Genomic DNA, 11,134 nt, shown 5'->3' with positions numbered 1-11,134 from the left:
TGAACCGGTGTCGGTAGCGCAATCAGGCTCTGGCATTGGCGCGACAGGTTGCGGCAACGCAGCAGCAACTCGCCCCAGAGTTTGCGCGCCTCCCAATAACGGTCGTAGGCGGCGGTGTTGCGAAAGCCGAGAAAGATGGCCAGCGGCAGGCCAATCAGCGTGAACGGAATGGCGGTGAGTGTGATCTTGTGGCTGAACGACGCGCCGCCATGGGTGAGCGTGACCAGTGTGGCCAGCAGGATGTTGACTAGCAGCACGCCGCGGATCTGGTGCAGCACCGAGCCCTTGATGAGCAGGAACATGCGCAGGCCCGAAGGCCGGTCTCGAACAATCATGGGCGATTATGGAGCCGACATATTGCCGGTGCGCAGGTAACGTGTGTGCCAGCTCAGCGCTTCGTCCAGCAGGTGCGGCGTGTGCCGCGCCGGCGCATTGCGCCAGGCGCGTGCCGTGTAGTCCAGCAGGGCATCGCGAAACTTCGGGTGCGCACAGTTGTGGATGATGCTCACCGCGCGCTGGCGTGGCGACAGGCCGCGCAGGTCGGCCAGGCCGTGTTCGGTGACGATGACCTGTACGTCGTGTTCGGTGTGGTCCACATGCGAGACCATGGGCACGATGCTGGAAATGGTGCCACCCTTGGCCAGCGACGGTGTGACGAAGAACGACAGGTAGCAGTTGCGCGCAAAGTCGCCCGAGCCGCCAATGCCGTTCATCATGCCGGAGCCCATGATGTGTGTGGAGTTGACGTTGCCGTAGATGTCGGCCTCTATCATGGCGTTCATGCCGATTACGCCCAGGCGCCGCACCAGCTCGGGGTGGTTGCTGATCTCTTGCGGGCGCAGCACGATGCGTTTGCGGTAGTAGTCGATGTTGGCGCTGAAGTCGGCCAGGGCCTCGGCACTGAGCGAGATGGCCGTGGCCGAGGCCGAGACCATCTTGCCCGAGCGCAGCAGGTCCAGCATGCCGTCCTGCAGCACTTCGGTGAAACCGGTGAGCTGCTCGAACGGGCCATTGTTCAGGCCAGCCAGCACCGCATTGGCCACGTTGCCCACGCCCGACTGCAGGGGCAGCAGGTGTGGCGGCAGGCGGCCGGTTTTCACCTCGTGCTGCAGGAAGTCGATGATGTGCTGGGCGATCAGGTTCGACACCACGTCGGGCGCGGCAAAACCGGAATTGCGGTCGGTCTGGTGGGTGCCGATGATGGCGACGATTTTGTCGGGGTCGCAATGCAGGTAGGGCTCGCCTATGCGGTCGTTGGGGTGCAGCAGCGGAATCGGCACGCGGCGCGGCGGCAGGTCGGTGCCGTAATACACGTCGTGCATGCCCTCCAGGCTTTCGGGCTGCAAGGTGTTCACTTCCAGGATCACCTTGTCGGCCTGGTCCAGCCAGGTCTTGTTGTTGCCTATGGCCATGGACGGGATGAGCCGGCCATCGGGCAGTATGCCCACCACCTCGATCACCGCTACATCGAGCTTGCCGAGAAAGCCAAACCACACGTGTTGTGCCACGTGCGACAAATGCATGTCGATGAAGTGCATGTCTCCGTTGTTGATCTTCTGCCGGCACACCGGGTCTGACTGGAACGGCAGGCGTGTTTCCATCGCGTCGACCTTGGCCAGCGCGCCATCGAGCTCGGGGGCGGTGGAGGCGCCGGTCCACACATTGATGCGAAACTTTTCACCTGCTGCATGCAGGCTTTCGATGCGCCGGGCCAGCGCTTGTGGCAAGGCCTTGGGGTAACCCGCGCCAGTGAAGCCGCTCATGCCGACGTTGGCACCGGCGGGGATGAGGGCCGCGGCGTCATCGGCAGACATCACACGAGACAAAAGGGCGGGGTTGCGTATGCGGTCGGCGACAGACATGAGAGGGCTCCGGGTGACAGGTGCAGCCAGAAATTCTAGCAGTCGATGTGCTTTAATTAAGGGTAAACCCTGAATTTTGGCGACACCCAGCGGCCGCGATGGCGCTGCTGCAGCGTGGCCATACAAACGGTTTACGGGTTTGGGGGCCGATGTGTTGGCGCGTCTTTACTTTTTCTCCAGACCCAAGCGCAGGTCAATGTGGTGCTTCAAAAAGAGGAGCTTCTCACGCAGATCTGTAGTGCCTGGAAGGCTTAAAAAGCCTAAGGCCTAGAGGGGTTGATCTTCTAGGCGTTCAGATTCCACTGGCTTGACGGGACTTTGTATTTACGGCATCATTTTGACCGGTCGTCGGACAACTGATGACCAGCGGAGACAACACGCTGCAGATCTATTTGCACTGCCGGGACGGCCCGCTGAACAATTACTCAAAACATCCCACAGGTCAAAGGATCTCCGCCATGTCCGCCCCCCTTTCGAGAGCGCCGCTGTTCATCCGCATGCACGAGGCCGACAACGTGGCCATCGTGGCCAACGACGGTGGTTTGCCTGCCGGCACGGTGTTTCCCTCTGGTCTGACGCTGCGCGACCACGTGCCCCAAGGCCACAAGGTGGCGCTGGTGGACCTGCCCGCCGACAGCGCCATTCGCCGCTACAACGTGCCGATTGGCTACGCGCTGAAAGACATTCCTGCCGGCAGCTGGGTGCACGAGCGCCTGCTGAAAATGCCTGATGCGCGCGAACTGGACAATCTGCCGATCGCCACCGTCAAACCCGAGCCGCTGCCCGCGCTGGAGGGCTACACGTTTGAAGGTTTTGTGAACCCCGATGGTTCTGTGGGCACACGCAACATCCTGGCCATTACCCAGTCGGTGCAGTGTGTGGCCGGCGTGACCGAGTTCGCCGTGCAGCGCATCAAGTCCGAGCTGCTGCCACGCTTTCCCAATGTGGACGACGTGGTGGCGCTGGAGCACACCTATGGCTGCGGCGTGGCGATCGACGCGCCCGACGCCATCATCCCCATCCGCACGCTGCGCAACATCAGCCTGAACCCCAACTTTGGCGGCGAGGTGATGGTGGTGAGCCTGGGTTGCGAGAAGCTGCAGCCCGAGCGCCTTTTGCCGCCCGGCAGCTTTGCGATTGTGGACGAGCGCAATGTGGCCGACGTGGGCGAAAGCGCCGAGGCCAAGCTGGACGTGGTGTGCCTGCAGGACGAGGCTCATGTCGGCTTCATGTCCATGGTCGATTCCATCATGCGCCAGGCCGAAGTGCACCTGGAGCGCTTGAACGCCCGCCGTCGCCAGACCGTGCCCGCCAGCGCCCTGGTGGTGGGTGTGCAGTGCGGCGGCAGCGATGCGTTCTCCGGCGTGACGGCCAACCCTGCGGTGGGTTACTGCACGGACTTGCTGGTGCGTGCAGGTGCGAGCGTGATGTTCTCGGAAACCACCGAAGTGCGCGACGGCATTGACCAACTGACCTCGCGTGCCAGCACGCCAGAAGTGGCCGAGGGCATGATCCGCGAGATGGCCTGGTACGACGCGTATCTGAAGCGTGGCGCCGTGGACCGCAGCGCCAACACCACGCCAGGCAACAAGAAGGGCGGGCTGTCGAACATCGTGGAAAAGGCCATGGGCTCCATCGTCAAGTCTGGCTCGGTGCCCATCACCGGCGTGATCTCGCCCGGCGAGAAGCTCAAGACCAAGGGCCTGACCTATGCCGCCACGCCGGCCAGCGACTTCATCTGCGGCACGCTGCAGTTGGCCGCCGGCATGAACCTGCACGTCTTCACCACCGGCCGCGGCACGCCTTATGGCCTGGCGCAAGTGCCGGTGATCAAGGTGGCCACACGCAGCGATCTGGCGCGCCGTTGGCACGACCTGATGGACGTGAACGCCGGCACCATCGCCACCGGCGAGAAGACGATTGAAGAGGTCGGCTGGGAGCTGTTCCAGTTGATGCTGGACGTGGCCAGCGGCCGCAAGAAAACCTGGGCCGAGCAGTGGAAGCTGCACAACGCGCTGGTGCTGTTCAACCCGGCGCCAGTGACCTGAGTTCAACCTGAGTTCCACCTGAACGCCACCTGAACGCGACCTGCACTTTTAAATCGCCGCTCAAGCTTCCCACGTTTCAATGTCATGCGCGCGGGGTATTACACCCCGTGCCGCCAGCAAAACGCGCTGCTGACGACAATGCTTGCATGAGCACACCGCAACCCTCGTCAGCCGCCCCAACACAAACACCTCAAGCCATGCCCGAACCCGTTCCAGCGGGGGCGGTCATGGCTTTGTCGTTGGCGGCGTTTGCCAGCGGCATCTCATTGCGTGTGACCGATGCACTGTTGCCGCGCTTTGCCACCGATTTCGGCATATCGCTGGCGCAAGCGGCGGCGGTCATCACCTTCTTCTCGGTGGCCTACGGTTTGGCGCAGCTGTTCTTCGGCCCGGTGGGTGATCGCTTTGGCAAGTATTGGGTGATTGCCTGCGGTGCGGTGGCATGTGCGGTCACGTCATTGTTGTGCGGGCTGGCGCAGAACTACCACCAGTTGGTGGGCGCGCGCTTGCTGGCCGGCGCCACGGCAGCGGCATTGATTCCCTTGTCTATGGCCTGGATTGGCGATGTTGTGCCTTACGAGCAGCGGCAGCCGGTGCTGGCGCGGTTTTTGAGCGGGCAGATTCTGGGCTTGTCGGTAGGCGTGTGGGTGGGCGGTTTCACGGCCGACCACTTGAGCTGGCGTGTGCCTTTCCTCGGCATTGGTGTGGCCTTCATCTTCATCAGCCTGGTGTTGTTGGCGGTGAACCGGCGGCTTCCGCTGTCGGCGCGCAAAACCAGCCCTGGCCAAGGCAATGCCGTGCGCCGCATGGTGGGCGAGTTTGCGCAGGTTTTAGCCAAGCCGTGGGCACGGGTGGTGTTGATGTCGGTGTTTCTGGAAGGTGCATTGCTCTACGGCGTGTTCGCGTTCATTGCCACCCACTTGCACAGTGTGTTCAGCGTGTCGCTGTCCACGGCGGGTTCCATGGTGATGTTGTTTGGTTTTGGTGGCCTGTTGTTTGCCGCTTTCTCAGGTACGTTGGTGCGCCGCCTGGGCGAAGTCGGACTGACGGCCTGGGGCGGCGTGTTGATTGCGCTGTCGCTTGTGGCCGTGGGCTTGGCGCCGGTGTGGTGGTGGGCCATTCCCGCGTGTTTTGTCTGCGGGCTGGGGTTCTACATGCTGCACAACACGCTGCAGATCAACGCGACCCAAATGGCGCCCGAGCGCCGTGGGGCGGCGGTGTCGGCGTTTGCCTCGTGTTTCTTTCTGGGCCAGGCCACGGGCGTGGCGCTGGTCGGCGTGCTGGTGGCGCGCTGGGGCACCGGCGTGATGATGTGTGTGGGCGGGGTCGGCACCTTGGCCGTGGCGCTGAACTTCAGCCGCCTGCGTGCCCGCGCCCTGGCACAAAGCCGGTCGCCAGTGGCGGTTTGACAGGTTGTTGAAAGACGTAGCGAGGAAGGTCAGTTGCAAGGCGCACGGAGCGCAGTAACCGGAGCGTACTTCTGGTACGTGAGGATTTCGAGCACCGCGCAACGCCGCAAATGGCCTCCGCAGTCGTTTTTCAACAGCTTGTCAGGTTTCTTCGTTGTCGTCGGTTTCAGCGGTGTTCGCTGCCGGCAGACTGGCGTTGCTCGACTGGCGCTCGCGAAACAGGGCTGCACGCATCAGGAAAATGGTGACCATGGGTGTGGTCAGGGCCATGAACAGGATGATGGCAATGGCCTGCGGAATGAACTGCTCTTCCTTGAATGAAAAATAAGTGACCGTGGCCAGCACCACACAGGCGCAGCCTGCTGTGGCACCAAGGGCAGGAGCGTGCAGCCGTTGAAAGAACGTGGGCAGGCGCAACACGTTGACCGAGCCAATCAGTGCCAGCAAGGCTCCTACGAGGACCAGCAGCGAGATCAGCGCATCCACCCACAGGGAGAAGTCGGCGCCGGTCATTCGATCACCTCGCCGCGCAGCACAAACTTGGCCATGGCCATGGAGCCGACAAAGCCGAACATGCCAATCAGCAGTGCCGCCTCGAAATACACCCCACTGGTGTAGAAGATACCCAGGATCAGCATCGCCAGCATGCCGTTGATGTACATGCAGTCGAGCGCCAGAATCCGGTCTTGCGCGGAGGGGCCCTTGAGCAGACGCAGCAGCGTGAACGCCATGGCGATGACCAGCATGAACAAGGCCGCGCGCAGCGACCACGACAACAGTAAGCTCATTCAAAAATCTCCATCAAGGGGCGCTCGTAGCGCGTTTTGAATTCGGCGATGAAGGCCTCGGGCTCACCCATTTGCAGCACGTGCAAAAGCAGGGTGCTGCTGTCGCGCGAGAGTTCAGACCAGACCGTGCCGGGGTTGAAGGTGCAGATCACCGCCAATGCGGCCAGGCCATTCGGGTCGCGCAGATCTAGCGGCACCAGAATGAATTCGGAGTGCAGTTGATCGGAGCGTTTGAAAACCAGGGCCTTGGCCATGGTGTAGTTGGAGACGGCGGTGTCCATCAGCACGATGACCACCAGGCGCAGCAGCTTCAAGGGGTAGCGTATACGCACGGGCGTGGGCCGCAGGCTCTGGATCAAGCTTGGCAGCGCCACGGCCAAAACAGCCGCCAGCAGCAGGCTGCCAGGGCTGAGGGAGCGGTTCAGCAGCAGCCACAAGCCAAACAACATCAGCGACACGATGGGCGCGGGGAACAGGCGCTTCATGGGGCGGCCTTCACGGTTTGCGACAGGTCTACTGCGGGCGCACTTTGTGTGAGGCCGGGCACGGTCTTGGCGGTCATCACCGCTTGGATGTAGGGCGCGGGGGTGAACAATGCGTTGGCGGTGTCTCGGGTGTAGCGCATCACGGCACCGGCTTGAACGGACAGCACCACGCAGGCCAGCAACAGCGCCGCGACGGGCAAACCTTCGGTCAGTCCGAGTTGCGGGGGACTGCGGTCATGGGCCGCCCAAAAATGGCGAATGCCGGTGCGCGTGAGCGCGATCAATCCAAACAGGCCGGAGGTGATCAGCAAAGCCATCAACAGCCACGCGCTGGTGAGGGGGGCGCCGCCGGGGTGCCCCAAGCCTTCGGGGTTGAGCAAGGCATGCAGCATGGCGAACTTGCCGACAAAACCCGACAGCGGCGGCAAGCCCGACAGCAGCAGCGTGCAGCACAGAAAACCCAGGCCGAGAAACGCCACCGCGCTGGGAATGGGCTTGCCGATCAAGGCCTCTTCGTCGTCGTCGAGGTTGAACTTGGCATTGCTGCGCAGGTTGGGACTGAGAAACGGTGCATCGAACTTCTGCTCGTGCGGTGCAATGCTCGCGCCGGCATTGCGCCAACGCTCGATCAGGTCGGTGATCAGGAACATGGCGCTGGCGGCGAGGGTGGAGCTCAGCAGGTAATACAGCGCGCCGGCCACCAGGTTGGCCTGGCCGAAGCCAATCGAGGCCAGCAAGGCGCCCGAAGAGGTGATGATGGCGTAGCCCGTCAGCTTGCCTAGCTTTTGCGAGCCCAGCATGCCCACGGCGCCGAAGCCCAGGGTCAGCAATCCGCCGGCCACGATCCAATCACTGGCGAAGTCTGCCGATGCGCCTGCCTGGGCCGAAAACAGCAAGGTCCACAAACGCAGAATGGTGTAGATGCCGACCTTGCTCATGATGGCGAACAAGGCGCCCACCGGGGCGGTGGCGGCGCTGTAGGCGGGCACCAGCCAGAAGTTCAGCGGCCAGGCCGCCGCCTTGGCCAGGAAGGCCACCCCCAGAATGGCGGCTGCGGCGTGCAGCAGGCCACGGTCGCTCGGCGAAACCTCGGGAATCCGCACCGCCATGTCGGCCATGTTGAGGGTGCCGGTGATGCCATACAGCATGGACACGCCTATCAGGAACAGCGACGACGCTGCCAGGTTGATGGCGATGTAGTGCAGGCTGGCCTTGACACGCTGCCGCCCAGAGCCATGCAGCAGCAGGCCATAGGAGGCCGACAGCATGATCTCGAAGAAGACGAACAGGTTGAACAGATCGGCCGCCAGGAATGCGCCGGACAAACCCATGATCTGCAATTGGAACAAGGGGTGAAAGTGCACGCCCGCTTTATGCCAGCGGGCTGCGGCGAACACCACCGATGCCAACGCCACGGTGGAGCCCAGCACCAGCATCAAGGCCGAAAGGCGGTCTACCGCCAGCACAATGCCGAAGGGGGCGGGCCAGTTGCCCGGCAGGTAGATGCCTATGGCGCCATTTATGCCACTGCCGTTCTGTTTGTCGGTCCACAGCAGCAGGGTCAGCGCCACCACCCAGCCAAGCAGCGTGGCGCCAATGTTCACGCCGATTTTCAGCTTGCGCTGTTCCTCACGCATGAGCATGATGACGGCGCCTGCCAGCAACGGCAGCAGGATGGGCGCAATGATCCAGTTCGGGCCGGGTTGCAGCAGCGCGAGAAGCCAGTCACTCATGGCTTGTCCTCCGTGCCATCCACATGGTCGGAGCCAGAGAGGCCGCGCGAGGCCATCATCACCACCAGGAACAGCGCGGTCATGGCAAAGCTGATGACGATGGCCGTGAGCACCAGTGCTTGCGGAATGGGGTCGTCATAGTGCAGCAGATCCAGCGGTATGCCGGGGGCGATGATGGGTTCGCGGTTGACCGACAGGCGGCCCATACAAAAGATGAAAAGGTTGACCGCGTACGACAGCAACGACAGGCCCAGGATGACCTGGAAAGTACGGGGGCGCAGCAGCAGCCAGACGCCGGATCCGGTGAGCACACCAATGGCCAGGGACAGCATGATTTCCATCAGCGTGCGCCTCCGCTGCCCGAAGGAGTGTTCAATGCCTTGCCGGGCGTGAGCGCAATGGTGGGGGTCTCGTCATCGTCCTCTTCTGCCTCCAGCCGACGGTGTGCACGTACCGATTGGTGGGCCAGTGCAATCAGCATCAGGATGGTGGCGCCCACCACCAGCGTGAACACCCCGATGTCAAAAAACAGCGCACTGGCGATGTGCACGTCGCCCAGCCAGGGCAGGTGCAGGTGGGCCGTGTGGGTGGTCATGAAGGGGTAGCCCAGGGCCAGCGAGCCCATGCCGGTGGCGAGTGCGCACAACATGCCCATGGCCATCCAGCGGCGTGGCGCGAGGTGCATGTGGGCTTCGACCCACGGGGTGCCGGAGACGATGTACTGCAGCAGCAAAGCCACCGACATCACCAGCCCGGCGACAAAGCCGCCGCCGGGTTCGTTGTGGCCACGCATGAACAAATAGACCGAGACCATGGCCGCCAGGGGCAGCAGCAGGCGCACCAGTACGGCGGGCACCATCAGATAACCGACGGCAGTGTCGGCGGTGGTGTCGCGTGGGTTGACCAAATCTGAGCTGTGGATGTTTTCTAGGGCCCGTTGCTGCTGTGGCAACTGCATGGTTTCGGCTGCCGGGCGGAAGCGGCGCAGCAATGCGTACACGGTGAGGGCGACGATGGCGACGACGACAATTTCGCCAAAGGTGTCGAAACCGCGGAAGTCCACCAGCATCACGTTGACCACGTTGCTGCCGCCGCCTTCACTCTGCGCGCGCTCCAGGAAAAAGGTGGAAATGCCGTCGGGAATGCTGCGGCTCATCATGGCGAATGCCAGCGTGGCCATGCCCAGTCCAGCGCAGATGGCGATGGCCAGGTCGCGGCCACGGCGCGGCAGCGAGCGTACCCGCTGCGCCATGCTTTGCCCAAACGCACGCCGCATCGGCAACCAGCGCAAACCCAGCAGGAACAGCACGGTAGTGACCACTTCCACGCCGAGTTGGGTCAGTGCCAGATCGGGCGCTGAAAACCAGACAAAGGTGATGCAGGTGGCCAAGCCGGATACGCTCATCATGGTGAGCGCCGCGAGGCGGTGGAACTTGGCCATCCAGGCCGCGCCTATGGCGCCTATGATGCCTATGACCCACAGCACCGCAAAGGTCGGGGCCAAGGGCATGAGTGCGCGGGTGCCGGGTTGCAACTGAGTGCCCCATAGTGCCGCTACGGCGACAAGCAGCGCCACACCCACCAGGAAAAACAACTGCGGCTGCAGGCGCAATGTGCCGAGCAGGCGTCGCCCGCGCCAGGCGGCCAGGCTGAGCAGTGTCATGCTGCCTTCGAACATGCGTTTACCGTCCAGGCGTCCGAGCAATGGCGCGCGTGAGCCGCCACCCTGGAAGCGGCGCAGGAACCAATACAAGACGCTGCCGCCAGCCATGGCCACCAGGCTCATGACAAACGGCAGGTTGAAGCCATGCCAGATGTGCAGGCTGAATTCAGGCATCTGTCCCGCCACGACCGGCCATGCCGCGGCGTTGAGAAACGCGCCTACCGACAAGCCTGGCATCACACCGACCACCAGGCAGGCCAGCACGAGTAACTCGACCGGCACACGCATCCAGTGTGGTGGTTCGTGTGGCTGGCTGGGAAGGTCGGTGGCCGCGGGGCCGAAGAATACGTCGACCGTGAAGCGCAGCGAATAGGCTACGCTGAACATGCCAGCCAGCGTGGCGGCAATCGGCAGGCCCCATTCAACCGCCGGCGTGGCGTTGATGAAGGTGGTTTCGGCAAAGAACATTTCCTTGGACAGAAAACCATTGAGCAAAGGCACACCGGCCATCGCGGCGGCGGCCACCATAGCCAAGGTGCTGGTGATGGGCATCATGTGGCGTAGGCCACTCAGGCGCCGAATGTCGCGCGTGCCGCTTTCGTGGTCGATGATGCCCGCGGCCATGAACAGCGAGGCCTTGAAGGTGGCGTGGTTCATGATGTGGAACACGGCCGCGACCGCGGCCAGCGGGCTGTTCAAGCCCAGCAGCAGGGTGATCAAACCCAGGTGCGAAATGGTCGAATAGGCCAGCAGGCCTTTGAGATCGTTCTGGAACATGGCCACATAGGCGCCCAGCAGCAGCGTGCAAAGCCCGGCGCCACCGACGATCCAAAACCACTCTTCAGTGCCCGAGAGCACCGGCCAAAAACGCGCCAGCAAAAAAACGCCTGCCTTGACCATGGTGGCTGAATGCAGATAGGCCGAGACCGGCGTGGGCGCGGCCATGGCGTGTGGCAACCAGAACTGAAACGGAAACTGCGCGCTTTTGGTCAAGGCCCCCAGCAGCACCAACACCAGCATAGGCACATACCAGGCGTGGGCACGTACCAACTCGCCTGCGGCCAGAACATCATCCAATGCATAGCTGCCCACGATGTGCCCAAGGATCAACACCCCGGCCAGCAGGCAAAGCCCGCCAGCGCCGGT

The 11,134-nt window shown here is 62.9% G+C and carries 10 protein-coding genes; 2 read left to right on the top strand and 8 right to left on the bottom strand.

The window, feature by feature from the left end; translation table 11 throughout:
- Together ACFQ95_RS25820 and ACFQ95_RS25815 are read right to left on the bottom strand one after the other, a co-directional pair.
- Positions 1–335 (bottom strand): bestrophin family ion channel (locus ACFQ95_RS25820; RefSeq protein WP_422835818.1); only part of this gene is annotated, 335 nt, incomplete at its 3' end.
- Positions 336–341: 6 nt separating this feature from the next.
- Entirely contained in the window at positions 342–1,862 is a 1,521-nt protein-coding gene (locus ACFQ95_RS25815) for an acetyl-CoA hydrolase/transferase family protein (RefSeq protein WP_422835817.1), read from the bottom strand.
- A 458-nt stretch (positions 1,863–2,320) separates the two neighbouring features.
- On the opposite strand from ACFQ95_RS25815, the gene garD reads away from it, so the two are divergent.
- Positions 2,321–3,910, top strand: a complete 1,590-nt coding sequence (garD, locus tag ACFQ95_RS25810) for a galactarate dehydratase (protein ID WP_422835815.1) — start codon at positions 2,321–2,323, stop codon at positions 3,908–3,910.
- Between the two features lie 197 nt (positions 3,911–4,107).
- The gene (locus ACFQ95_RS25805) at positions 4,108–5,319 is read left to right on the top strand and encodes an MFS transporter (RefSeq protein ID WP_422835813.1); all 1,212 of its coding nucleotides are present in this window, start codon (positions 4,108–4,110) and stop codon (positions 5,317–5,319) included.
- A gap of 141 nt (positions 5,320–5,460) precedes the next feature.
- Here the strand turns inward: ACFQ95_RS25805 and mnhG are convergent, their stop codons facing one another.
- The 6 genes from mnhG to ACFQ95_RS25775 all read right to left on the bottom strand — a co-directional run.
- Positions 5,461–5,832, bottom strand: coding sequence for a monovalent cation/H(+) antiporter subunit G (gene mnhG / locus ACFQ95_RS25800; RefSeq protein ID WP_422835811.1), 372 nt, complete (start codon positions 5,830–5,832; stop codon positions 5,461–5,463).
- On the bottom strand, positions 5,829–6,107 hold the full coding sequence (locus ACFQ95_RS25795; RefSeq protein ID WP_422835809.1) for a K+/H+ antiporter subunit F: 279 nt from the start codon (positions 6,105–6,107) through the stop codon (positions 5,829–5,831). Before ACFQ95_RS25795 ends, mnhG begins: the two co-directional genes overlap by 4 nt.
- Positions 6,104–6,592: a Na+/H+ antiporter subunit E gene (locus ACFQ95_RS25790; RefSeq protein WP_422835807.1), complete on the bottom strand. Its 489-nt coding sequence runs from the start codon at positions 6,590–6,592 to the stop codon at positions 6,104–6,106. The genes ACFQ95_RS25795 and ACFQ95_RS25790 overlap by 4 nt, the downstream gene beginning before the upstream one ends.
- Complete coding sequence (locus tag ACFQ95_RS25785) at positions 6,589–8,325, bottom strand: monovalent cation/H+ antiporter subunit D (protein ID WP_422835805.1); 1,737 nt, start codon at positions 8,323–8,325, stop codon at positions 6,589–6,591. The genes ACFQ95_RS25790 and ACFQ95_RS25785 overlap by 4 nt, the downstream gene beginning before the upstream one ends.
- Positions 8,322–8,666 carry a Na+/H+ antiporter subunit C gene (locus tag ACFQ95_RS25780; RefSeq protein WP_422835803.1) on the bottom strand — a complete coding sequence of 115 codons (345 nt, stop codon included), beginning with the start codon at positions 8,664–8,666 and terminating at the stop codon, positions 8,322–8,324. The genes ACFQ95_RS25785 and ACFQ95_RS25780 overlap by 4 nt, the downstream gene beginning before the upstream one ends.
- A partial coding sequence (locus ACFQ95_RS25775) for a monovalent cation/H+ antiporter subunit A (RefSeq protein WP_422835801.1) occupies positions 8,666–11,134 on the bottom strand: 2,469 nt, incomplete at its 5' end. The genes ACFQ95_RS25780 and ACFQ95_RS25775, both read right to left, overlap by 1 nt.

The sequence above is a fragment of the Variovorax sp. HJSM1_2 genome, from assembly GCF_049316285.1.
In the GTDB taxonomy this organism is placed as follows: Bacteria; Pseudomonadota; Gammaproteobacteria; order Burkholderiales; family Burkholderiaceae_C; genus Rhodoferax_B.
Note: the sequence above shows the minus strand (reverse complement) of the source record. Positions and strands in the feature narration are given on the sequence as shown.

What these genes read in the sequence shown, in the direction of transcription:
- garD (WP_422835815.1), top strand. Translation starts at nt 2,321, where the DNA reads ATGTCCGCCCCCCTTTCGAGAGCGCCGCTGTTCATCCGCATGCACGAG.
- ACFQ95_RS25805 (WP_422835813.1), top strand. Translation starts at nt 4,108, where the DNA reads ATGCCCGAACCCGTTCCAGCGGGGGCGGTCATGGCTTTGTCGTTGGCG.
- ACFQ95_RS25790 (WP_422835807.1), bottom strand. Translation starts at nt 6,592, where the DNA reads ATGAAGCGCCTGTTCCCCGCGCCCATCGTGTCGCTGATGTTGTTTGGC.
- mnhG (WP_422835811.1), bottom strand. Translation starts at nt 5,832, where the DNA reads ATGACCGGCGCCGACTTCTCCCTGTGGGTGGATGCGCTGATCTCGCTG.
- ACFQ95_RS25785 (WP_422835805.1), bottom strand. Translation starts at nt 8,325, where the DNA reads ATGAGTGACTGGCTTCTCGCGCTGCTGCAACCCGGCCCGAACTGGATC.
- ACFQ95_RS25780 (WP_422835803.1), bottom strand. Translation starts at nt 8,666, where the DNA reads ATGGAAATCATGCTGTCCCTGGCCATTGGTGTGCTCACCGGATCCGGC.
- ACFQ95_RS25795 (WP_422835809.1), bottom strand. Translation starts at nt 6,107, where the DNA reads ATGAGCTTACTGTTGTCGTGGTCGCTGCGCGCGGCCTTGTTCATGCTG.
- ACFQ95_RS25815 (WP_422835817.1), bottom strand. Translation starts at nt 1,862, where the DNA reads ATGTCTGTCGCCGACCGCATACGCAACCCCGCCCTTTTGTCTCGTGTG.